The following is a 22,324-nucleotide window of genomic DNA, read 5'->3' as shown; positions in this document are numbered from 1 at the left end:
CCACGTAGCCCCGCCGGGCCTGCCCGCTGTCCTCGAACACCGAGAGCACCCGGTACGCGGCCGAGAACCCACCCTCCACACCCTCGGCGGCCACCGCGCCCCGCGTGACCACCCCGTGCCGGTCCAGCAGGGTGTGGGCCAGCGCGTGCGCACGCCGGGTGGCGTCGTCCTCGAGCGGGGGGAGCAGCGACCAGCGACCGGCCACGGTCGGAGGACCCGTCCGGGACGCCGGCCGCCGGCCGCCGCCCACCCCTCCGGAACGGACGCCGTACCGCCCGCGGGGTGTCGACCGCCGCGCCCGGTGGGCGGTCGCCCCCGCGGTCCGGCCCGAACCCAGCAGCGCGCGCAACGGGCCCAACGTGTCATTGGTCAGCCGGCCCGACCACGCCAGCTCCCAGACCGCTTCCGCCAGCGCGGGCTCCGGGACCTCCTGACCGGTCTCGCGCACCCGCTCGGCGATGTTCCGGAAGAACAGGCCGTAGCCACCCTCCAGCGCCGACAGCACCGACCGGTGCGTCTCCGTGAGCTCCAGCGGGTGCGGTGGGTGCAGCAGCCGAGGCGCGGTGTCCGTGAGCAGCAGCGAGACCCAGCCGTCCTTGCCGGCCAGTGCTCCCGCGCCCGCCCACACGACCTCGCCCGAGACCATGAGCTCGTCCAGCATCGCGGGCGCGTACCCGCGCACCCGGGCGGGCAGCACCAGTTTCTCCAGGGCGGAGGCGGGCACCGGGGCACCCTGCAACTGCTCGACCACCCGCACCAGCCCGTCGACACCGCGCAGCCCGCCGTCCCCGGACACCGACGCCACGTGCTGCCACTGCGGCAGGAACTCCGCCAGCGCCGCGGGCGGCACCGGCTCCAGCTCCTCCCGGAGCACCGCCAGCGAACGGCGGCGCAACCGTCTCAGCACCGCCGGGTCGCACCATTCGTGGCCCGCGTCTCCCGCCGGCCGGGCCGGGTGGAAGGCGCCGCGCACCAGGCGGCCCGCCGAGGTCATACGGCTCAGGGTCCCCTCCGCGACCGCCGCGCCCAGGCCGAACCGCCCGGCCGCCTCGGCCGTCGTGAACGGACCGTGGGTGCGGGCGAACCTGGCCAGGAGGTCGCCCAGCGGATCGGGCACCGGCTCGGTGAACGCCTCCGGAACCCCGACCGGCAACGCCGCCCCCAGCGCGTCGCGCAGCCGGCCGGCGTCCTCGATCGCCGCCCAGTGTTCCCGGCCGGCGATCCGCACCCGGATCGCCCGCCGTGCCGCCGCCAGCTCGCCGGGCCACTCCCGGTCCGCGCCCCGCTCCGTCAGCTCCTCCTCGCTCAGCGGCCCCAGCACCCGCAGCGCGTCGGCCACCCCCTCGACATCCTTGACCCGCCGGTCCTCGGCGAGCCACTGCAGCTCCCGTTCCAGCTCGTGCAGGACATCGGCGTCCAGCAGCTCCCGCAGTTCGGCCTGGCCCAGCAGCTCGGACAGCAGCCGGGAGTCCAGCGACAGTGCCGCGGCACGGCGCTCCGCGAGCGGCGAGTCCCCCTCGTACAGGTACTGGGCGACGTAGCCGAACAGCAGTGACCGGGCGAACGGCGACGGCTCGCGGGTCGTCACCTCGACCATCCGCACCCGCCGCGACTCCACGTCCCCCATCAGCTCGACCAGCCCGGGCACGTCGAAGACGTCCTGCAGGCACTCCCGGACCGCCTCCAGCACGATCGGGAACGACCCGAACTCGCTCGCCACCGACAGCAACTGGTGCGCCCGCTGCCGCTGCTGCCACAATGGCGTCCGGCGGCCGGGATTACGGCGCGGCAGCAGCAAGGCACGCGCCGCGCACTCCCGGAAACGCGAGGCGAACAGCGCGGACCCGCCGACCTGGTCGGTGACGATCTGCTCGACCTCAGCCTTCCCGAACAGCACGTCGTCCGCCCCGAGCGGCGCCGCCGCGTCGTCGCTGACAGCGTCCGCTACTCCGGTCGCGTCCCCCTCGGCGTCGATGCCCAGGAGATCGGCGTCCGGAAGCCGCAGCACCAGCCCGTCGTCCGCGTGCAGCACCTGGGCGTCCAGCCCGTACCGCTCGCTGAGCCGGGCACCCAGGGCCACCGCCCACGGCGCGTGCACCTGCGCCCCGAAGGGGGAGTGCACCACCACCCGCCAGTCGCCCAGCTCGTCCCGGAACCGTTCGACCACGATGGTGCGGTCGTCCGGGACGTGACCGCACGCCTCCCGCTGCTCCCTGAGATAGGCCAGGACGTTGTCGGCCGCCCAGTCGTCCAGCCCGGCGGCTCCCAGCCGCTCCCGCGCGGCCGCCTCCGACAGCGCCCCCACCTCCCGCAGGAACGCACCCAGGGCCCGCCCCAGCTCCAGCGGGCGCCCCAGCTGGTCCCCCTTCCAGAACGGGAGCCTCCCCGGGACGCCCGGCGCGGGCGAGACCAGGACCTGGTCCCGGGTGATGTCCTCGATCCGCCAGGACGTCGTGCCCAGAGTGAAGACGTCCCCCACCCGGGACTCGTAGACCATCTCCTCGTCCAGCTCCCCGACCCGGCGGCCCCCGCCGCGCGGCCCCGCCTCACCCGCGAGGAAGACACCGAACAGGCCGCGGTCGGGAATGGTGCCGCCCGAGGTCACCGCCAGCCGCTGCGCCCCGGGCCGGCCTGTGACCGTGTGCGCCACCCGGTCCCACACCAGGCGCGGCCGAAGCTCCGCGAACGCGTCCGACGGATACCGGCCCGCCAGCATGTCCAGCACCCCGTGGTAGGCGGACTCCGGCAGGGAGGAGAACGGGGCCGCCCGCCGCACCAGCGACAGCAGCTCCTCCACGTCCCAGCTGTCCATCGCCGTCATCGCCACCACCTGCTGCGCCAGCACGTCCAGCGGGTTGGACGGCACCCGCAGCGACTCGATGGCGCCCTGCCGCATCCGCTCGGTCACCACGGCCGACTGCACCAGGTCACCTCGGTACTTGGGGAAGACCACCCCCGAGGAGACCGCGCCGACCTGGTGGCCCGCACGCCCCACCCGCTGCAGGCCGGAGGCGACCGACGGCGGCGACTCGACCTGGATCACCAGGTCGACCGCGCCCATGTCGATGCCCAGCTCCAGGCTCGAGGTCGCCACCACCGCCGGCAGCCGGCCCGCCTTCAGCTCCTCCTCGACGCGCGCCCGCTGTTCCTTGGAGACCGAACCGTGGTGCGCCCGGGCCAGCACCGCGGGGGCGCCACTCCCCGCGCCCGAACCACCCATCAGCTCAGCCGGCCCGTGCTCCTCCGGCAGCGGCTCGCCGGTCTCGCGCTCGTGCGCGATCTCGTTGAGCCGGTTGCACAGCCGTTCCGCGAGACGGCGGGAGTTGACGAACACGATCGTCGAGCGGTGCGCCTGCACCAGGTCGACGATCCGCTCCTCGACCGACGGCCAGATGGAGGGGCGGTCGGCCGCGCTGGGGTCCGCCGGATCGTCCGCGGCCTCCGGCAGCCGGGCGCCGCCAAGCTCGCTCATGTCCGGGACCGGCACCACCACGGACAGCCGGAACTCCTTCCCCGAGGGCGGCTGCACCACCCGTGCGCTGCGGCGCGGCGAGAGGAAGCGCGCCACCTCCTCGACCGGGCGCACGGTGGCGGAGAGCCCGATCCGGCGGGCTGGCCGCTCCAGCAGTTCGTCCAGCCGCTCCAGCGTCAGCGCGAGGTGCGCACCCCGCTTGGTGCCGGCGACCGCGTGCACCTCGTCCAGGATCACAGTCTCCACCCCGGCGAGCACCGACCGGGCGGCGGACGTCAGCATCAGGAACAGGGACTCCGGTGTGGTGATCAGGATGTCCGGGGGACGGCGCGTCATCGCGCGGCGGTCCGCGGCCGGGGTGTCCCCGGAGCGGATCGCCACCCGGATGTCCGGCTCGGGCAGCCCGAGCCGGACCGACTCCTGGCGGATGCCGGCCAGCGGCGAGCGGAGGTTGCGCTCCACATCGACCGCCAGCGCCTTCAGCGGGGAGACATACAGCACACGGCAGCGCCGTTCGGGATCCGCGGAGGGCGGGACGGACGCCAGCCGGTCGAGCGCTGCCAGGAACGCCGCGAGCGTCTTGCCCGACCCGGTCGGCGCGACGACGAGCGCGTCCGCGTCCTCCGCGATCGCGCGCCAGGCACCGGCCTGGGCGGCGGTCGGCTCGTGGAACGCGCCGGAGAACCAGGCCCGCACGGCGGGGGAGAAGAGGTCGAGCACCGCGCCCGGACTGTCCGTCATGCGACCATCGTGCACCCTGCCACCGACAGCGGCCCCCCGACCGGCGCCGGTGCCGGTCCCACCGCGCGGGCGCGGCCGCCGGGACTCGCCGAACCGTGCGGGACGGTCGCACCGGGTGGTCAGGATGTCCGCGGGGCGGAAACCCCGGGGCGCCGTGGGCACCGTCCGGTCTAGCGTGAGCCCCGTGACCTCGCAGCGACCACCGACCAGCCGCACCGGCGCGCCCGGAGACCCGGCCGCGACCGGAGACCCGGCCCCGCCCGGAGTGCCGACCGCACCCGGCGTGCCCGATGTTCCGGAGGTGCCCGCCGTGGCCGCGGCGCCCGTCGTTCCCGTCGTTCCCGTCGTACCGGACGTTCCGGAGGCGACGGCCGGGCCCCGCCCGGCGGTGCATCTCTCTCCGGAGACCGGCGCGCCGTCGGCGACCCGGGCCGCCGTCCGTGACGGGCTCGGCGTGGGAGTGGCGGTGGGGCTCTCCGGCTTCGCCTTCGGGGTGACCGCCGCCGGGGCCGGCCTGACGGCACTCCAGGCGTGCGCGCTCAGCCTGCTGGTCTTCACCGGCGCCTCCCAGTTCGCGCTGGTCGGCGCCCTGGCCGCGGGTGGTAACCCGTACACCGCGGCCGCGGGGGCCTTCTTCCTCGGGGTCCGCAACGCCTTCTACGGCCTGCGGCTGGCGGGGCTGCTGCGGATCTCGGGCTGGCGTCGCCCGTTCGCCGCGCACTGGGTGATCGACGAGACCTCCGCCGTCGCCCTGGCACAGCCCGACCGCCGCTCCGCCCGGGTGGGGTTCACGGTCACCGGCGCGACGCTGTACGTGCTGTGGAACGTGACCACCCTGCTCGGTGTGCTGGGCGCCGCCGCGCTCGGCGACCCCGCCGACTGGGGTCTGGACGCCGCCGGCCCGGCCGTCTTCCTCGCCCTGCTGGCTCCCATGCTCAAGGGGACCCGGGAGCGCGCGACCGCCGCCCTCGCGGTGCTGCTCGCCCTGGTCTGTGTACCGCTGCTGCCCGCCGGGGTGCCGGTACTGGTGGCCGCTCTCGCCGCACCGGTCGTACTCGCCGTCGCGGGCCGCCGCGGGTCCGATGCCGAGGCGGGCGGGGACGGCGCGGACCGCCGTGGCGTGGACGGAGCCCGCCACCGGGCGGCGGAGGGGGACCGATGACGGTCTGGATCGCCATCGCGCTCACCGCCCTGGGCTGCTACCTGGTCAAGCTCACGGGCCTGTCGATCCCGGCGGCGGTACTGGAGCGCCCGCTGGTGCGCCGGCTCGCGGTGCTGCTCCCGGTCGCGCTGCTGGCGGCGCTCACGGCCCTGCAGACCTTCGGCGCGGGGCCGGGCGAACTCACCCTGGACGCGCGGGCCGTCGGCCTGGGGGCGGCGGCGGTCGCACTGCTGCTGCGCGCCCCGTTCCTGCTGGTGATCGCGGTCGCGGTGCTCGTGACGGCGGGCGTTCGCTGGCTGGGCGGCTGACGGCGCGGGTGGGACGGGCGGTCTGGGGCGGACAGGGCGGACAGGACGGCCGGGGCGCCGGTGGCGCACGGGCGGTCCGCGTGGAGGTGGCGCTGCGGTGGCGGGAGGCGCGGGATACTGGGGGCATGCGGTTGACGGACTTCTGGCGGCGGATGGCGGAGCACTTCGGGAGCGGGTACGCGGACTCGTTCGCCCGGGACCACGTGATGTCGGAGCTGGGGGGACGCACGGTGTACGAGGCCCTGGAGGCCGGCTGGGGCGCCAAGGAGGTGTGGCGCGCGGTGTGTGTCGCGATGGATGTGCCGCCGGAGCGCCGCTGACCCGGACCGGGCGACATCCCTTCGGGTGACGAAGTTCTCCACAGGGGCCGTGACACGCTTTCTGACCTGCGGTGACGTGGTTTTCCACAGCCAGGGTGGACACTTGACACGCAATTCGAACACCCATTCTCATGAAGAAGGCGGTCACCGCGCGGGTGGTGGCCGGCGTCGATTGTCAGTGGCAGCAGCTAGCGTCGGTGAACGTGAAGCGATCGAATCAGAAACCGGTGGCACCCATGGCAGGTACGGACCGCGAGAAGGCGCTGGACACCGCCCTCGCTCAGATTGAACGACAGTTCGGCAAGGGCGCGGTGATGCGGATGGGGGACCGCAGCAACGAGCCGATCGAGGTCATTCCCACCGGCTCCACAGCCCTGGACGTGGCGCTGGGTGTGGGCGGACTGCCGCGCGGCCGTGTGGTGGAGGTCTACGGCCCCGAGTCCTCCGGCAAGACCACCCTCACCCTGCACGCGGTGGCCAACGCCCAGCGTGCCGGCGGCACCGTGGCCTTCGTCGACGCCGAGCACGCGCTCGACCCCGAGTACGCCCGCAACCTCGGCGTGGACATCGACCAGCTGATCCTCTCCCAGCCGGACAACGGCGAGCAGGCGCTGGAGATCGTGGACATGCTGATCCGCTCCGGCGCTCTGGATCTCATCGTGATCGACTCCGTCGCCGCGCTGGTGCCGCGCGCGGAGATCGAGGGCGAGATGGGCGACTCCCACGTCGGTCTGCAGGCCCGGCTGATGAGCCAGGCGCTGCGCAAGATCACCGGTGCTCTGCACCATTCCAAGACGACGGCCATCTTCATCAACCAGCTCCGCGAGAAGGTCGGCGTGATGTTCGGCTCCCCGGAGACCACCACCGGTGGGCGGGCGCTGAAGTTCTACGCCTCGGTGCGGCTGGACATCCGCCGCATCGAGACCCTCAAGGACGGCACCGACGCGGTCGGCAACCGCACCCGGGTCAAGGTCGTCAAGAACAAGGTGGCCCCGCCCTTCAAGCAGGCGGAGTTCGACATCCTCTACGGCGTGGGCATCAGCCGCGAGGGCGGCCTGATCGACATGGGCGTCGAGCACGGCTTCATCCGCAAGTCGGGCGCCTGGTACACCTACGAGGGGGACCAGCTCGGTCAGGGCAAGGAGAACTCCCGGAACTTCCTGCGGGACAACCCTGACCTCGCCAACGAGATCGAGAAGAAGATCAAGGACAAGCTCGGCATCGGTCCGAAGACCGACGCACCCCCGGCCGAGGCCGAGCCCGACACGGAGGCCACCGCCGCATCCGTTCCCGCCCCCGCCGCCGCACCGGTGAAGGCCGCCAAGACGGCCAAGTCCGCAGCGGCCAAGAGCTGACCCGGTGCCGGTCGGAGCCGGGCCCGGGCGTGGCAGAAGGCGCGGCGGCCCGGAGCGGCCCGACGGGCCGCCGCCCGAGGACACCACGAGAGACCCGGTGGAGCGGGCGCGCGGTATCTGCCTGCGCCTGCTCACCGGCACTCCGCGGACGCGCAGCCAGCTCGCGGACGCCCTCCAGCGTCGCGAGATTCCCGAGGAGGCGATCGAGACGGTGCTGGCCCGTTTCGAGGAGGTCGGCCTCATCGACGACGCCGCTTTCGCGGACGCCTGGGTGGACTCCCGCCATCACGGGCGGGGGCTGGCCCGCCGGGCACTGGCACGTGAGTTGCGGACGAAGGGAGTGGAGTCGGCGGTGATCGAGGAGGCGGTCTCCCGTCTCGATCCCGAGCAGGAGGAGGAGACCGCCAGGAGTCTGGTGGCGCGCAAGCTCCACGCCACCAGAGGGCTGGACCGCCAGCGTCGGATCCGGCGGCTCGCCGGCATGCTGGCGCGCCGTGGGTACTCGGAAGGGCTCGCGGTGCGGGTCGTCCGGGAGGCGCTGGAGGCCGAGGGCGAGGACCAGGAAATGCTGGACCGGCATCTGCCGGGCGGTTGAGCGGCCGTGGTCGCCGTGTGCTGTTCGCTGTCGCCGCGCGGTGGCGGTCGCCCGGCGGTCGGGTCGCCTCGCGCGCCGGACGTCAGCCCCGGACGTCAGCCCCGGATGTCAGCGCCGGGCGTCGGTGCGGGGCGTCAGTGCCGGCCGGCCGGCGTGGCGGTCTCGTCGGTGGCCGGTCCGCGCAGGCTCCCGGCGTAGCGCACCAGTTCGTCGGTGGCTGAGCCGGGCAGAGCCGCCGCCAGCCGTCCGTCCGGACGGATCACCAGCAGGGTGTGGGCGGGGGCGCCCGGGTACTCGTCCGTGACGAGGAGTTCGGCCTCCACCGGCAGCGTCCGGGCCGTCGCGGCGAGGTCCGGCATGAGGCCGGCGGAGAGCCAGTGCCGGGAGTCCCACACCCCGGCCCCCGGAGCGGTCAGGACCAGCAACTGCGGTCCGCCGAAACGCTGGTGCAGTCGGCCGCGGGTACCGTCGAGCGCCGTGACGGCGACATCCTCGGCCACCGCGCCCGGGGGCGTCGAGACCGTGAGTGAACGGACGGGCCGCGGCTGTGGATAGGGTGTGTCGCCGCCGAGTGCGCCCCGGTTCAGCGGTGCGTCGGTGAGCAGGGTCAGGCGGTTCTGCTCCCGTCCCGTCAACAGCGCGCCGATGCCGCCGCGCCCTCGCACCAGAGGGAGTGCCTGGTCGACGGCGCGCAGTCGGGCTCCTACGGCGGTGCGGCGCTCGTCCTCGTAGCTGTCCAGCAGTGCGCCCGCGTCGCCGTGGTGCCAGTCCAGAGCGAGTTTCCAGGAGAGGTTGTCCACGTCCCGCAGGCCCTCGGCCGTCTGCTGGGTCCCGAGCGCGCCGAGCAGGTGCGCGGCGTCGCCGGCGAGGAAGACGCGCCCGGCCCGCCAGTGGCGGGCGAGCCGCTGGTGACACAGGTAGACGCCGGTGTCCAGCAGTTCGTAGGGCGGGACGGTGCCCTCGTGCCATGCGGCGAGCGTCTGGTGGATGAGATCCAGCAGGGCGTCGGGGGTGACCAGTTCCTCCCCGGCGAGGAGCGGCCAGTCCAGACGCCAGCGGCCGTCCGCCAGCGGCCGGACCGTGACCTCGTCGATCGCGGGCGAGCCCACGCCCGGGAGGGCGCGGTGCAGCGCGGCTTCGCCACGGTGCGGGAGATCCACCCGTAGCGCGGCCACCGCGTGCCGTTCCACCGAGGTGCGGCCCGTGAAGGGAATGCGCATCAGCTTGCGGACCGTGGAGCGGGCGCCGTCGCACCCCACCAGGTGGCTGCCCGGCTTCGGTTCCTCGCGGGTGGGATCGGCCCCGTCGCGTGTGCTGCAGACATAGGCCGTCACCCCCCGCTCCGTCTGCTCGACGCCGCTGAGCCGACTGTGCGGGGTGATCCGGATCAGCCGCTGCCCGGCGGTCTCCTCGCGCAGCGCCCGCTCCAGCGCGTGCAACGGCAGTTGCAGTGGTGCGTTTCGCGAGGTGAAGGGGACGTGCTCGCGCACCCGCCCACGGAGCGTGGTGCGCCACCCGGCCCACCGGGCGCCCTGCGCGAGGGCGCCCGGCAGTTCGCCCCAGTGAGCGATGTCCGGGGGCAGCACACAGCTGCGGGCGGGGCGTCGTTCGACGCTGCCGTCACCGGAGTCGAGTACCTGGGAGGGGACCCCCTGGCGGGCCAGGGCAAGCGCCAGCGCGAGCCCGGTCGGGCCCGCGCCGACGATGATCACGGGCTGCACAGGAACATGCAACCCATCGGGTGATCACCCGTCAAGTCGGCCCTGCTCATCCGGCGTTGAGGGCTGCTTGGTCTTGATGGCGGGCCGGCCGAGCTGGTCGGCCTCCATCGCGTCGGTCGGGTCGATGGTGACGACCGCGCCGGTCGTGCGCTTGCCGCGCCGGATCCGGCGCTCCAGCCAGGTGGCGGCGGAGGTGAGCAGGAAGTTCAGCACGATGAAGATCAGCGCGACCACGGTGAACGCGGCGATCGTGTTGGCACCGTAGTTGGCGCTGATGGTCCGCACCGACCGCAGCAGTTCCTCGAAGTTGAGCATGACGCCACCGAGCGCGGTGTCCTTGACCACCACGACGAGCTGGCTGACCAGCGCCGGCAGCATGGCCGTCACCGACTGCGGCAGCAGCACGTGGGTCATGGCCTGGCCCTTGCGCATGCCGATCGCCTGAGCGGCGTCCGTCTGGCCGCGCGGCAGCGACAGGATGCCGGAGCGGACCACCTCGGCGATGACCGACGCGTTGTACAGCACCAGACCGGTCACCACGGCGTACAGCGGCCGCAGCTCGGAGCTGATGTCGGTGAACTGCACGTAGAGAGCACTGGCGAACAGCATGAGCAGCAGCACCGGGATGGCGCGGAAGAACTCCACGACCGCACCGCACGGAATCCGCACCCAGCGGTGGTCGGAGAGCCGTCCGATGCCCAGGATCGCGCCCAGCGGCAGCGCGATGACGATGGAGAGCGCCGCCGCCTTGAGGGTGTTGCCCAGGGCGGGCAGCAGGAACGTCGTCCACACCCGGGAGTCGGTGACGAAGGGGCTCCACTTGTTCGCGTCGAGCTGGCCCTTGTCCGCCATCGCCGCGAGCGCCCACCACAGGACCGCCACGAAGACGACGAGGAAGAGGACGGTGTAGAGGATGTTGCGTGCCTTGGCCTTGGGGCCGGGCGCGTCGTACAGAACGGACAGGTTGCTCATCGCTTCACCGCCACGCGCTTGCTCACCCAGCCGAGCAGCAGCCCGGTCGGCAGTGTGAGGAGGATGAATCCCAGGGCGAAGATGCCGCCGATCAGGAACACTTGCGCCTCGTTCTCGATCATTCTCTTCATCAGCAGGGCCGCTTCGGCCACGCCGATCGCCGCTGCCACGGTGGTGTTCTTGGTGAGTGCGATCAGCACGTTGGCCAGTGGCGCGATCACGGACCGGAACGCCTGGGGCAGTACCACCAGGCGCAGCACCTGGGTGAAGCTCAGTCCCAGGGCGCGTGCCGCCTCGGCCTGGCCGACCGGGACGGTGTTGATGCCGGAGCGCAGCGCCTCGCAGACGAACGCCGCGGTGTAGGCGGTCAGTCCCAGCACCGCCAGCCGGAAGTTCGTCTCCTTGAAGCTCTCGCCGCCCATGGCGATGCCGAGCGTCTGGAAGAGACCCAGGGAGGTGAAGAGGATGATGACGGTCAGGGGGGTGTTCCGGACGATGTTGACGTAGGCGGTGCCGAAGACACGCATCAGCGGCACAGGGCTGACCCGCATCCCCGCCAGGATGGTTCCCCAGACGAGGGAACCGATGGCGGAGAAGACCGCGAGCTGTGCCGTGACCCAGAAGGCCCCGAACAGGTCATACCGCTGGAGATCAAGGAAGTCGAACACTTAGGTCTCGAATTCTCGCCGTGGCGGACAAAGAGTGAGGCGCGCGGCCCGTCAGGGCCGCGCGCCAGCAGTTGATCAGCTGCCCTCGGTGATCTCCGGGGCGTCCGGGGTCTCGAAGCCGGCCGGGCCCAGGTTCTTCTCGACGGCCTCGGCCCAGGCGCCGTCCTCGAACATCTTCTCCAGAGCGGCGTTGATCTTCTCCTGCAGCTCGGTGTCGTCCTTCGGCAGGCCGATGCCGTAGTTCTCCAGGCCGAGGTCCAGACCGGCGAGCTCGAACTTGCCCTGGTGCTCCGCCTGCGCGGCGTAGCCGGCGAGGATGGTGTTGTCGGTGGTCAGAGCGTCCACGGCGCCGTTCTCCAGGCCGGTGAGGCACTCGGAGTAGCCGCCGAACTCCTGGAGGTTGACGTCCTCGGCGAAGTTGTCCTGGATCTTCTGGGCCGAGGTCGAGCCGGCGACCGAGCAGAGGTTCAGGTCGTTGATGGCGTCGGTGTTCTCGACGCTCTCACCGGCACGGATCAGCAGGTCCTGCTGCGCGACGAAGTACGGACCGGCGAAGCTGACCTCCTGCTTGCGCTCGTCCGTGATCGAGTAGGTGGCGACGATGAAGTCGACGTCACCGTTCTTGAGCATGTTCTCGCGCTCGGGGGACTGAGCCTGCTTCCAGGTGATGTCCTCCGGCTCCACGCCGAGCTCGCCCGCGACGTAGGTGGCGATGTCCACATCGAAGCCGGTGAACTCGTTGTCGGCGTTCTGGAGGCCCAGACCCGGCTGGTCGTACTTGATGCCGATGGTCAGACCCTCGCTGCCGCCGTCACCGCCGTCGCTGCCGCCGTCGTCGGAACCACAGGCGGTGGCGGTCAGGGCGAGGGCGAAGACGGAGGCGACAGCGGCGGTCGACTTGCGGAGTCTCATGATCATGTCCTTGCGTCGGTAGTCGTGAGAGAAGGGTGCTGCGGAGTTCGGTGTGCGGGCGGGTCAGGCGGGGTGCGCCCGGTCAGTGGTGCAGGATCTTCGACAGGAAGTCCTTGGCACGGTCGCTCTTGGGGTTGTCGAAGAACTGGTGGGGCTCGGCCTCCTCGACGACGCGCCCGTCGGCCATGAACACCACGCGGTTTGCCGCGGAGCGGGCGAAGCCCATCTCGTGGGTCACGACGACCATCGTCATGCCCTCGCGGGCCAGCTGCTTCATGACCTCCAGGACCTCGTTGATCATCTCGGGGTCCAGTGCGGAGGTGGGCTCGTCGAAGAGCATCACCTTCGGCTCCATGGCCAGTGCGCGGGCGATCGCGACGCGCTGCTGCTGACCACCGGAGAGCTGCGCGGGGTACTTGTCGGCCTGGTTGGCGACGCCCACGCGGTCCAGCAGCTTGCGTGCCCGCTCCTCCGCCTCCTCCTTGCCGCGGCGCCGCACCTTCATGGGGCCGAGCATGACGTTCTGCAGCACGGTCTTGTGCGCGAACAGGTTGAAGGACTGGAAGACCATCCCGACGTCCGCCCGGAGCCGCGCCAGCTGACGGCCTTCCTCGGGCAGCGCCTCACCGTCGATGGTGATGGTGCCGTCGTCGATGGTCTCCAGGCGGTTGATGGCCCGGCACAGCGTGGACTTGCCGGAGCCGGAGGGTCCGATCACCACGACGACCTCGCCGCGTTTGATCGTGAGGTTGATGTCCTGGAGCACATGGAGCGCACCGAAGTGCTTGTTCACGCTGTCCAGGACGACCAGGTCCTCCGCCAGCGGCGCGGCGTCCTCGGCAGCCTTGGTCAGCGGCACATCGCTCATCGTGGTCTTGCTCCGTCCTCGTCGGTTGCAGGGACCCTAGCCAGCGGCCGAATGGACGTCAGCCGATCTGAGCTGAAATTGAGGATAACGATCTGATGTCTCTGTATGACCGCACGTCGCCGGTGGTCAACGCAGTGTCGCGGGGGCAACGGACAGGTGGGGCAGAGCGTGCGGGACCGGATGGGGGGCGCACGATTTCGCGGGCGCGCCGTGACGAGAGGAGTGGACTTCCGGGCGTGTCCGGAGTTCACTTTCGGCAGGGCCGACGCCGACGCGGCTCTCCGGGCCGCCCGTCGCGGTCACCACCCCCGGCCACCGGAGCCCTCCCGCGGGGGCCCACCCCAGGCCGGACCACGCGCGCCACCCGCGGCGCCACCCCATCCGCACCCGGGCGTACCGTGCCCGGTCGCACCATCCCGCTCCCGGCAGCCGCCGCGCGGGCACCCGCGACGCGACCCGGACACGACGAGAACACCCGACGCGACGGTAAGGAGGCCGGATGAGACTGCTGCTCGTGGAGGACGACGAACATGTGGCCGCGGCGCTGCTGGCCGTCCTCAAGCGGCACGGCTTCACCGCCGGACTCGCGCGCAACGGCGCCGAGGCGATCGAGAAGACCCAGGCCGGCGGTTTCGACGTGGTGCTGCTCGACCTCGGCCTGCCCGACGCCGACGGCTTCGAGGTGTACGGGCAGATCCGTCGCCTCTCCCGCATCCCCGTGATCATGGTCACCGCCCGTGCCGACGTCCGGTCCAGGATCCACGGCCTCAACCTCGGCGCCGACGACTACGTGGTCAAGCCCTACGACACCGGTGAGCTCCTCGCCCGCATCCACGCGGTCAGCCGCCGCGCCGCCCTCGACCCGGCCTCCTCCGACGGACCGGCCTCCGGCGGGACCGGCGGCGCCCCGGCACCCGGCGGCCAGGTCCTCACCGCCGGGCCGGTGACCGTGGAGCTGTCGACGCGCCGGGTGCTGGTCGACGGCGCGCGGGTGGAACTGACCCGCAAGGAGTTCGACCTGCTCGCCCTGCTGGCGCAGCGCCCCGGTGTCGTCTTCCGCCGGGAGCAGATCATCAGCGACGTCTGGCGCACCAGCTGGGAGGGGACCGGGCGCACCCTGGAGGTCCACGTCGCCTCGCTGCGCTCCAAGCTGCGCCGCCCCGAGCTGGTCGAGACGGTGCGGGGGGTGGGCTACCGGCTCGCCGTCCCGCCCGCGCTCTGAGCGGGAACCGCCACCGTGCGCACCAGGCTGCTCCTGCTGCTGATCCTGCTCCAGGCCGGGGTTCTGCTCGCCCTCGGCGTGCCGCTGGCCGCCAGCCAGGCCGCCACCGAACAGCAGCGGCTCGTGGTCGACCGGATCGACGACACCACCCGTTTCGCCTCGCTGGCGCAGTTCGCCACCATCGGGTCGGGCGACGCCCCGGCCGGCGCCCTGGACCAGCTGGAGGAGGAGCTCAGCCGGTACCACGATCTCTACGGCATCCGGGCCGGGGTCTTCCGGCGCGACGGTCGCCCCCTCGCGGTCGCCCCCGGCCAGTGGCCGGGTGCCGAGACCGAGTCGGGACGCGCCGCCTTCGACGAGGCGCTGGCCGGGCGTCGCAGCCACGGGCCCGCCCAGATCTGGCCCTGGGAGACGAGCCGCCGGCTGGTGGTCGCCTCGCCGGTGATCCGTGACGGCGATGTCGTCGCCGTCGTGCTCACCGACTCGCCCACCGGGCCGCTGCGCTCGCGGATCCTGCGCGGCTGGGTGCCGATCGCCGTGGGGGAGGGTGCGGCGATGGCCCTCGCGGTCGGCGCGGCGTTCCTGCTGACGGGGTGGGTCCTGCGGCCGGTGCGTGACCTGGACCGGGCGGCGCACGGTATCGCCACCGGCCGGATGTACTCCCGGGTCGCCGCGGCCGGCGGCCCGCCGGAGCTTCGCCGCCTGGCCGCCTCGTTCAACGAGATGGCCGACCATGTCGAGGAGGTCCTGGAACAGCAGCGGGCCTTCGTCGCGGACGCCTCCCACCAGCTGCGCAACCCGCTGTCGGCGCTGCTGCTGCGCATCGACCTTCTGGGCCTCGAACTTCCCCCGGGCAGTGAGGAGTTCGCATCCGTACGGGCCGAGGGCCGACGGCTGGCCAGGGTCCTCGACGATCTGCTGGACCTCGCCGTCGCGGAGCACTCCACCGCGCATCTGCGGACCACCGACGTGGCCGAGCTGGTCGCCGAGCGGGCCGCGTCCTGGCGCCCGGTCGCCGACCGGGAGGGCGTCGCCCTGGAGGTGACGGGCCCCCCTGCCCTGACCGCCTGGGCCGACCCGGTCGCCCTCTCCAGCGCGCTGGACGCGCTGATCGACAACGCGCTCAAGTTCACCCCCGCCGACGGGGCCGTCACCCTCTCGACGCGGCCAGACGGGGACACCGTCCGGATCGAGGTCGCCGACACCGGCGGTGGCCTCACCGACGAGGAGCTGGGCCGGATCGGGGACCGCTTCTGGCGCAGCGGCCGGCACCAGAACGTCTCCGGTTCCGGCCTCGGGCTCTCCATCGTCAAGGCGCTGCTGACCTCCGGCGGTGCCGACATCGGCTATGCCCGGAACAGCCCTACCGGACTGCTCGCCACCCTCGCCCTGCCCCGTGAACGGCCCCACGACGACCACTGAGGAGCGCAGCGCGGCGAGCCGCCGGGAGCGGTGGGGCCGTTCCCATCACGACATGGCCCCCGGCCCGCCCCGCCGGACAGCGCGGGGTTCAGAGCCGGGGGCCGTGGTGTGGGCCGTTCAGTCCCGCGCCAGGCGCAGGGTCAGGATCTCGAACGGCCGCAGCGCCAGTTCCACGGCACCGTCGGCGACGGCGAGGCCGTCCCCGTCGTCCAGCGGCCGCTCCAGCAGATCTGTCGCCGTCACCGCGCCGACCGGGAACCCGGCCGTCAGGGTGCCCGCCGACCGGCCGCCGGAGGACTCGTACAACCGGACCACCACGTCACCGCCGCGGTCCTCCGCCAGCTTCACCGTCTCCACCACGATGGTGTCGGTGTCCACCGTCACCAGCGGCTCGACCGTCGCGGAGCCCGCCACGCTCCGCTCCGGCAGGTTGATGAAGTGGCCCTCACGCACCGCGTCGTTCACGGTCGCCCCGGGCGCCAGCGCGTAGCGCAGCCGGTGACCGCCCTGGTCCGTCTGCGGGTCCGGGTAGCGCGGGGCGCGCAGCAGCGACAGCCGCACGGTGGTGGTCTGCCCGCCGTCGTCGCGGATGTCGCGGGTCACGTCGTGGCCGTAGGTGGAGTCGTTGACGACGGCCGCGCCCCAGCCGGGCTCCTGGACGTGGATCCAGCGGTGGGCGCAGATCTCGAACTTCGCCGCCTCCCAGGAGGTGTTGGTGTGCGTGTCGCGGTGGACGTGACCGAACTGGGTCTCGGCGGCCGAGCGGTCGGCTTTGACGTCGATCGGGAACGCCGCCTTCAGCAGCTTCTCCGTCTCGTACCAGTCGACCTCGGTGTCGATGTCCAGGACCCGGGAGCCCGCGCGCAGCGTCAGGTGCTGGACCACGCTGGAGTCACCGAAGGACCGCTTCACCCGCACCGTCGCGGCGGCGCCGTCGTCCGCGGTGAGGGTCACCTCGTCGGCGTCGGTGAGGTCGGTGACGTTGTGCCGGTAGAACTCGTCGATGTCCCAGGCGTCCCACATGTTCGGGAAGTCCGGGTGGATCTGCAGCAGGTTCGCCGCCGAGCCCGGGGCGAGGGCCTCCCGCCGGGCGCGCAGGTCGTACGCGGAGACGACCAGGCCGCGCCCGTCCACCGCGATCCGCAGCTCGCCGTTGTCCAGCTCCCAGCCGCCGTCCGGACCGGCCGCGTCCCCGGCGCGCGCCGTCACCGTCACGGGCGCGCCCGCCCCGCCCGCCTGCGCGCGGGGCGCGGCGCCACCGCCCGGGACACCGCCGCGGGTGTGCGGGGCGGCGTTGAACACCACGACTCCCTCATCCCCCGGCGCGCCCGCCAGCGCCCGCTGCGCGCCGCCGACGATCTCCAGCAGCTCCTCGCGCAGCCGCGCGTAGGTCTCGCGCGCCTCGCGGTGCACCCACGCGATGGAGGAGCCGGGCAGGATGTCGTGGAACTGGTGGAGCAGCACGACCTTCCAGACGCGCTCCAGCTCCTCGTAGGGGTAGACGTAGTCCGGGCAGCGGACCGCCGCCGTCGCGGCCCACAGCTCGGCCTCCCGCAGCAGCGACTCGCTGTGCCGGTTGCCCTGCTTGGTCTTCGCCTGCGAGGTGTAGGTGCCGCGGTGCAGCTCCAGATACAGTTCGCCGGCCCAGACCGGGGCGTCGGGGTACTCCTCCAGCGCCTTGCGGAAGAACGCCTGCGGCTCCTCGATCTCCACGCGCGGCGACCCGTCGAGGTCGCGCAGCCGGCGGGCGCGGGCGAGCATCTCGCGGGTGGCGCCGCCACCCCCGTCGCCGTGGCCGAACGGCACCAGCGACCGGCTGGCCCGGCCCTTCTCCCGGTAGGTGCGTGCCGCGTGCGCCAGCTCCTTGCCGGTCATCTCGGCGGTGTAGGTGTCGACCGGCGGGAAGTGGGTGAAGACCCGGGTGCCGTCGATGCCCTCCCACCAGAACGTGTGGTGGGGGAACGGGTTGGTCTGGCTCCAGGAGATCTTCTGGGTCAGGAAGAACTCCGTGCCCGACAGCTTCACCAGCTGCGGCAGCGCCGCCGTGTACCCGAAGGTGTCCGGCAGCCAGATCTCGTTGGTCTCGATGCCGAACTCGTCGAGGAAGAACTTCTTGCCGTAGAGGAACTGGCGGGCCATCGCCTCGCCGCCGACCATGTTGGTGTCCGACTCCACCCACATCCCGCCGACCGGCACGAACTCCCCGGAGGCGATCTTCTCCCTGACCCGGGCGTACACCTCCGGCCGGTGCTCCTTGATCCAGACCAGCTGCTGCGCCTGGGACATCGCGAACCGGAAGTCGGGGTGGTCGTCCATCAGCGCCACCATGTTGGCGGAGGTCCGGGCGACCTTGCGCACCGTCTCCCGCAGCGGCCACAGCCACGCGGAGTCGATGTGCGCGTGGCCGATCGCGCTGACCCGGTGCGCCGACGCGCGTGCCGGCGCGGCGAGCGCGGCGGCGAGCGGCACCCGGGCGGCGGCCGCGGTGCCGGGCACGTCGGCGAGGTCCAGCGCGTCCAGCGCGTCCTCGACCGCGCGCAGCACCTCCCAGCGGCGGGCGTCCTCCAGCGGCAGCTCCGCCATCAGGCCGCCCAGCACCTCCAGGTCCTGGACCAGCTCCCACACCTCGGCGTGGAAGAGCGCCAGTTCCATCCGGTTCAGCCGGTACAGCGGCTCGTCCGCCGAGGTGAGCCGGTCACCCTGGGGGGTCGGCGTCTGGTCGATGAGGATCGGGTTGGAGGCCGCCTCGACGTACAGCTCCACCTCCTCGCCGCCGGCGGCGGTGTCGGCGATCCGCACCCAGTCGTTGCGCGGATTGAGACCCTTGACCGCCTCGCCGTTCGCCCGGTAGACGAGCCCCTCGCACTGGAAGCCGGGCATCTGCTTCTCGAATCCCAGGTCCAGCACGGCCTCGACGGTCCGCCCCGCCCACGCCGACGGCACCATGCCGCTGACACGGAACCAGGTGGTGCCCCAGGCCGGACCCCAGGACTCACCGACGGCGGCCGGGCCGTACGGGGCGGCGAGCCCCTCGGCGACCGGCACCGGTTCACCGGGCGCCTCCCACCGTTCCACGGTGAGCGGGACCGCGTCGCCGTACACGGCGGGTCGGACACGTTCGTTCAGAACGCGGCGCAGGCGGTGTTCGACGATGCTGCGGTCGTCATGCATCTGGACTCCGATGTTCTTGTTCACGGTGCGGTCGCGCAGCCCCGCGCACCGGTCGCGTGTCACGGTCGCGGCGTGCGGTCGTCGGGGCCACCCACCAGGGTGCCCGCTGGGCGCGCGGAACGGCAGGGGGAGCGAGCGAGGTCACACCGGTCACGCCCGCCCCATGGGCCCCGCCTGGTGCCGGCGGCGGCGCACGTGGGAGCCGGGTCGGTGAACCCCGCCCCGGGGTCAGGACTTGACGGAGCGGTAGTACCGCTCGGCGCCCGGATGCAGCGGCAGCGGCTGCGTGTAGATGGCGGTGCGCAGGTCGACCCGCTGCGCGGCGTGGACCACCGTCGCGATCCGGTCCCGGCCCCGGATCACCGACGCCGTGAACCGCTCGGTCAGCGGGATGTCCGCGCGCTCGGTGGTCACCACCAGGTTGGCGACCGCCACGGTGTCGGTGGCCTTGCTCCCGGAGAAGTCGGGGTAGGCGTCCGGCGGCACCACGGCCGCCCGGTAGTAGGCGGCCTGCGATCCGTGGTCCCGCAGCCCGGGCATGAGGTCGCCCAGCGGAACCAGCCGGATCGCTACCCGCTGGGAGAGCTGTTCCAGCGCCCGGGTGGGGAGCCCGCCGGACCAGAAGAAGGCGTCCAGCCGGCCCTGCTCCAGCATCCGGGGCATGGTGTGAATGCCCTCCGGGACGGCGGTGAGGTCGCGCTCGAAGTCCAGGCCGGCGGCGGCCAGCAGCTCCCGCGTCACCAGCTGCACCCCCGACTGGTCCTGGCCCACACCGACCCGCAGTCCTGCCAGGTCCGCGGCCGAGCGCACCGGCGAACGGGCCGGTACGACCAGCTGCATGTAGTCGTCGTAGATCCGCGCGCACGCCAGCAGCTTCGGCCCCGCGGGGCCGTGGGAACGGTGCGCCGCCAGCGAGTCGGCCGTCGCGATGGCGAAGTCGGCCTCACCGGCGAGCAGCCGCTCGATGTTCTCGACCGAACCAGCGCTGGGCAGGAGCGTCACCCGCACCTGCGGCAGGTCGCGGGCCAACTGGGCCCGGAGCAGCTGCCCGTACTGCGCGTACACCCCGCTGGGAACCCCGGTGCTCAGCACCACCTCGCCACTGGGCGGGGGGTCGCCCTCGGCGGAGGCGCGCCACCACAGGCCGCCGCCGGCCAGTGCGGCGGCCGCGCCCATGCCGAGCATCCGGCGGCGCGGGATCGGCGGCAGGCTGCGGGAGACCATGGGAACAGTGTGCCCCGCGGGGGTGCCCCGGGCCCCCGCCGGTGGCCGCTCCGTGCCGCGGCGGCCGCCCCACGCCCAGCCGGCCGCCGCTGCCGCCGCCCGGAGGGAGCGGTGCCAGCCGGGCGGCGGGGAGCGCGCGGCCGGGCCCTTAGACTGGTCCGCGGGGCCGCACGGATAGGGCCGGTGGCCGTTCCCCGGACCGGTTGGAAAGAGTTCAGTCACATGTCGGACGGCGCGCGTACCTACCAGGTGAAGACCTTCGGCTGCCAGATGAACGTCCACGACAGCGAGCGGATGTCCGGCCTGCTGGAGTCGGCCGGTTACACCCGGGCGCCCAAGGACGCCGAGAGCGCCGACGTCGTCGTCTTCAACACCTGCGCCGTCCGGGAGAACGCCGACAACCGCCTCTACGGCAACCTCGGGCAGCTCGCGCCCAAGAAGGCCGCCCGCCCGGGCATGCAGATCGCGGTCGGCGGCTGCCTGGCCCAGAAGGACCGCGACACCATCGTCCGCAGGGCGCCCTGGGTCGACGTCGTCTTCGGCACGCACAACGTCGGCAAGCTCCCCGTCCTGCTGGAGCGCGCCCGCGTGGAGCAGGAGGCGCAGGTCGAGATCGCGGAGTCGCTGGAGGCGTTCCCGTCCACCCTGCCGACCCGGCGGGAGAGCGCCTACGCCGCGTGGGTGTCGGTCTCCGTCGGCTGCAACAACACCTGCACCTTCTGCATCGTGCCCGCGCTGCGCGGCAAGGAGAAGGACCGCCGCCCCGGCGACATCCTGGCCGAGGTGGAGGCCCTGGTCGCCGACGGGGTCAGCGAGATCACGCTGCTCGGCCAGAACGTCAACGCCTACGGCTCCGACATCGGCGACCGTCAGGCGTTCTCCAAGCTGCTGCGCGCCTGCGGGCGCATCGAGGGGCTGGAGCGCGTCCGGTTCACCTCCCCGCACCCGCGTGACTTCACCGGCGACGTCATCGAGGCGATGGCGGAGACCCCCAACGTCATGCCGCAGCTGCACATGCCACTGCAGTCCGGCTCCTCCGCCGTGCTGAAGGCGATGCGTCGTTCCTACCGGCAGGAGCGCTTTCTCGGCATCATCGAGCAGGTCCGCGCCGCGATGCCCGACGCCGCGATCTCCACCGACATCATCGTCGGCTTCCCGGGCGAGACCGAGGAGGACTTCCAGCAGACGCTGCACGTCGTCCGCGAGGCGCGGTTCGCCCAGGCCTTCACCTTCCAGTACTCCAAGCGGCCCGGGACGCCCGCCGCGACCATGGACGGCCAGATCCCGAAGGAGGTCGTCCAGGAGCGCTACGAGCGGCTGGTCGCACTCCAGGAGGAGATCTCCTGGGCCGAGAACCGCCGGCAGGTCGGGCGGACCCTCGACGTCATGGTCGCCGAGGGCGAGGGCCGCAAGGACGACGCGACGCGGCGGCTGTCCGGCCGGGCCCCCGACAACCGGCTGGTCCACTTCACCCGCCCCGACGAGCCGGTCCGTCCCGGTGACGTGGTCACCGCCACCGTCACCTACGCCGCACCCCACCACCTCCTCGCCGAGGACACCGTGACGGCGGTCCGCCGCACCCGGTCCGGCGACGCCTGGGAGCGCCGCCAGGCGGCACCCGCCGGCGCCTCCGGAGGGCCGACGGTCTCGCTCGGTCTGCCCGGAGTCGGCGTCCCGCCGCCGCTTCCCGAGGTCTCCGGCGGCTGCGCCGTCAACTAGCGGGGGAGGGGCCGGCCGTCGCCCGGCCCAGTCCGCCGCGACAGCGGCCCACCAGGCGCGCACTGCGCACACCGCCGACCGGTGCCACCTGCCGGAACGTCCGCCACGCGCGGGTAGGGTGCCGCTCATGCTCGTAGCCGCCGCCGTCTGCCCCTGCCCGCCGCTGCTGGTGCCCGCCGTCGCCTCCGGCGCCGCACCCGAGCTGGACACGCTGCGTGCCTCCTGCCGCGCGGCTGTGGAGGCACTGGCGGCGGCGCGGCCGGACCGGCTGATCGTCGTCGGGACCGGTCCCGGTCCCGGCGCCGCGTACCCGTCCGGCAGCCGGGGCTCGTTCGAGGGCTTCGGCGTGCCGCTCACCGTCCACCTGGGGACGCGCGGGGGCGAGGCGGCCGTCACCGGTGAGGCCCGGGGCGCGACGGCCGCACCGTCCGATCTGCCGCCCCCGCCCTCGCCGACGCCCCGACCTCCCTGC

16 protein-coding genes and 1 pseudogene are annotated in these 22,324 nt (G+C 73.0%); 9 read left to right on the top strand and 8 right to left on the bottom strand.

What is annotated here, in order from left to right; all coding sequences use genetic code 11:
• Window positions 1-4,213, bottom strand: a 4,213-nt coding sequence (locus tag E0D90_RS09100; protein ID WP_130797289.1) for an ATP-dependent helicase, incomplete at its 3' end; no start/stop codon positions are given.
• Window positions 4,214-4,601: 388 nt separating this feature from the next.
• Here E0D90_RS09100 and E0D90_RS09095 point away from each other — a divergent pair.
• The 5 genes from E0D90_RS09095 (at window position 4,602) to recX (ending at window position 7,953) form a co-directional block, all read left to right on the top strand.
• Window positions 4,602-5,375 carry an AzlC family ABC transporter permease gene (locus E0D90_RS09095; RefSeq protein ID WP_130797291.1) on the top strand — a complete coding sequence of 258 codons (774 nt, stop codon included), beginning with the start codon at window positions 4,602-4,604 and terminating at the stop codon, window positions 5,373-5,375.
• The gene (locus tag E0D90_RS09090; RefSeq protein ID WP_103503507.1) at window positions 5,372-5,683 is read left to right on the top strand and encodes an AzlD domain-containing protein; all 312 of its coding nucleotides are present in this window, start codon (window positions 5,372-5,374) and stop codon (window positions 5,681-5,683) included. Before E0D90_RS09095 ends, E0D90_RS09090 begins: the two co-directional genes overlap by 4 nt.
• A gap of 125 nt (window positions 5,684-5,808) precedes the next feature.
• Complete coding sequence (locus tag E0D90_RS09085) at window positions 5,809-6,003, top strand: DUF3046 domain-containing protein (protein WP_103503518.1); 195 nt, start codon at window positions 5,809-5,811, stop codon at window positions 6,001-6,003.
• A 236-nt stretch (window positions 6,004-6,239) separates the two neighbouring features.
• Window positions 6,240-7,358 carry a recombinase RecA gene (gene recA, locus E0D90_RS09080; protein WP_130797288.1) on the top strand — a complete coding sequence of 373 codons (1,119 nt, stop codon included), beginning with the start codon at window positions 6,240-6,242 and terminating at the stop codon, window positions 7,356-7,358.
• 4 nt (window positions 7,359-7,362) lie between these two features.
• Window positions 7,363-7,953 carry a recombination regulator RecX gene (recX, locus tag E0D90_RS09075; RefSeq protein ID WP_130797287.1) on the top strand — a complete coding sequence of 197 codons (591 nt, stop codon included), beginning with the start codon at window positions 7,363-7,365 and terminating at the stop codon, window positions 7,951-7,953.
• 134 nt (window positions 7,954-8,087) lie between these two features.
• On the opposite strand, the gene E0D90_RS09070 is transcribed toward recX, so the two are convergent.
• The 5 genes from E0D90_RS09070 to E0D90_RS09050 all read right to left on the bottom strand — a co-directional run bounded on the left by E0D90_RS09070 (window position 8,088) and on the right by E0D90_RS09050 (window position 13,094).
• Entirely contained in the window at window positions 8,088-9,674 is a 1,587-nt protein-coding gene (locus E0D90_RS09070) for an FAD-dependent monooxygenase (protein WP_130797286.1), read from the bottom strand.
• A 24-nt stretch (window positions 9,675-9,698) separates the two neighbouring features.
• Window positions 9,699-10,646, bottom strand: coding sequence for an amino acid ABC transporter permease (locus tag E0D90_RS09065; protein ID WP_103503511.1), 948 nt, complete (start codon window positions 10,644-10,646; stop codon window positions 9,699-9,701).
• Window positions 10,643-11,314, bottom strand: coding sequence for an amino acid ABC transporter permease (locus E0D90_RS09060; RefSeq protein WP_103503512.1), 672 nt, complete (start codon window positions 11,312-11,314; stop codon window positions 10,643-10,645). Before E0D90_RS09060 ends, E0D90_RS09065 begins: the two co-directional genes overlap by 4 nt.
• A gap of 75 nt (window positions 11,315-11,389) precedes the next feature.
• The gene (locus E0D90_RS09055; protein WP_130797285.1) at window positions 11,390-12,226 is read right to left on the bottom strand and encodes a glutamate ABC transporter substrate-binding protein; all 837 of its coding nucleotides are present in this window, start codon (window positions 12,224-12,226) and stop codon (window positions 11,390-11,392) included.
• 82 nt (window positions 12,227-12,308) lie between these two features.
• Window positions 12,309-13,094, bottom strand: a complete 786-nt coding sequence (locus tag E0D90_RS09050; RefSeq protein ID WP_103503514.1) for an amino acid ABC transporter ATP-binding protein — start codon at window positions 13,092-13,094, stop codon at window positions 12,309-12,311.
• A gap of 499 nt (window positions 13,095-13,593) precedes the next feature.
• Between E0D90_RS09050 and E0D90_RS09045 the strand changes: the two genes are divergently transcribed.
• Together E0D90_RS09045 and E0D90_RS09040 are read left to right on the top strand one after the other, a co-directional pair.
• A complete protein-coding gene (locus E0D90_RS09045) occupies window positions 13,594-14,316 on the top strand; it encodes a response regulator transcription factor (protein WP_103528829.1) in 723 nt (240 codons plus the stop codon).
• A 15-nt stretch (window positions 14,317-14,331) separates the two neighbouring features.
• Window positions 14,332-15,738: a sensor histidine kinase gene (locus E0D90_RS09040; protein ID WP_103503516.1), complete on the top strand. Its 1,407-nt coding sequence runs from the start codon at window positions 14,332-14,334 to the stop codon at window positions 15,736-15,738.
• Between the two features lie 117 nt (window positions 15,739-15,855).
• Here E0D90_RS09040 and E0D90_RS09035 read toward each other — a convergent pair whose 3' ends face one another.
• Both E0D90_RS09035 and E0D90_RS09030 read right to left on the bottom strand, forming a co-directional pair.
• Complete coding sequence (locus E0D90_RS09035; RefSeq protein ID WP_130797290.1) at window positions 15,856-18,909, bottom strand: alpha-mannosidase; 3,054 nt, start codon at window positions 18,907-18,909, stop codon at window positions 15,856-15,858.
• A 228-nt stretch (window positions 18,910-19,137) separates the two neighbouring features.
• Entirely contained in the window at window positions 19,138-20,133 is a 996-nt protein-coding gene (locus E0D90_RS09030; RefSeq protein WP_130797284.1) for a TAXI family TRAP transporter solute-binding subunit, read from the bottom strand.
• A 222-nt stretch (window positions 20,134-20,355) separates the two neighbouring features.
• On the opposite strand from E0D90_RS09030, the gene miaB reads away from it, so the two are divergent.
• Window positions 20,356-21,852 (top strand): tRNA (N6-isopentenyl adenosine(37)-C2)-methylthiotransferase MiaB, encoded by a 1,497-nt coding sequence (miaB, locus tag E0D90_RS09025; RefSeq protein WP_130797283.1) that lies wholly within the window; start codon window positions 20,356-20,358, stop codon window positions 21,850-21,852.
• Window positions 21,853-21,979: 127 nt separating this feature from the next.
• Window positions 21,980-22,324, top strand: a pseudogene (locus E0D90_RS09020) (hypothetical protein); the annotation flags it as partial.

The sequence above is a fragment of the Streptomyces otsuchiensis genome (assembly GCF_004305975.1).
GTDB classification, from domain to species: domain Bacteria; phylum Actinomycetota; class Actinomycetes; order Streptomycetales; family Streptomycetaceae; genus Streptomyces; species Streptomyces otsuchiensis.
This window is presented reverse-complemented; position numbering and strand designations above follow the sequence as displayed.

Coding starts and splice junctions, on each gene's coding strand:
- E0D90_RS09090 (WP_103503507.1), top strand. CDS start 5,372: ATGACGGTCTGGATCGCCATCGCGCTCACCGCCCTGGGCTGCTACCTG.
- E0D90_RS09085 (WP_103503518.1), top strand. CDS start 5,809: ATGCGGTTGACGGACTTCTGGCGGCGGATGGCGGAGCACTTCGGGAGC.
- recA (WP_130797288.1), top strand. CDS start 6,240: ATGGCAGGTACGGACCGCGAGAAGGCGCTGGACACCGCCCTCGCTCAG.
- E0D90_RS09065 (WP_103503511.1), bottom strand. CDS start 10,646: ATGAGCAACCTGTCCGTTCTGTACGACGCGCCCGGCCCCAAGGCCAAG.
- E0D90_RS09055 (WP_130797285.1), bottom strand. CDS start 12,226: ATGAGACTCCGCAAGTCGACCGCCGCTGTCGCCTCCGTCTTCGCCCTC.
- E0D90_RS09050 (WP_103503514.1), bottom strand. CDS start 13,094: ATGAGCGATGTGCCGCTGACCAAGGCTGCCGAGGACGCCGCGCCGCTG.
- E0D90_RS09045 (WP_103528829.1), top strand. CDS start 13,594: ATGAGACTGCTGCTCGTGGAGGACGACGAACATGTGGCCGCGGCGCTG.
- E0D90_RS09035 (WP_130797290.1), bottom strand. CDS start 18,909: ATGCATGACGACCGCAGCATCGTCGAACACCGCCTGCGCCGCGTTCTG.
- E0D90_RS09030 (WP_130797284.1), bottom strand. CDS start 20,133: ATGGTCTCCCGCAGCCTGCCGCCGATCCCGCGCCGCCGGATGCTCGGC.
- miaB (WP_130797283.1), top strand. CDS start 20,356: ATGTCGGACGGCGCGCGTACCTACCAGGTGAAGACCTTCGGCTGCCAG.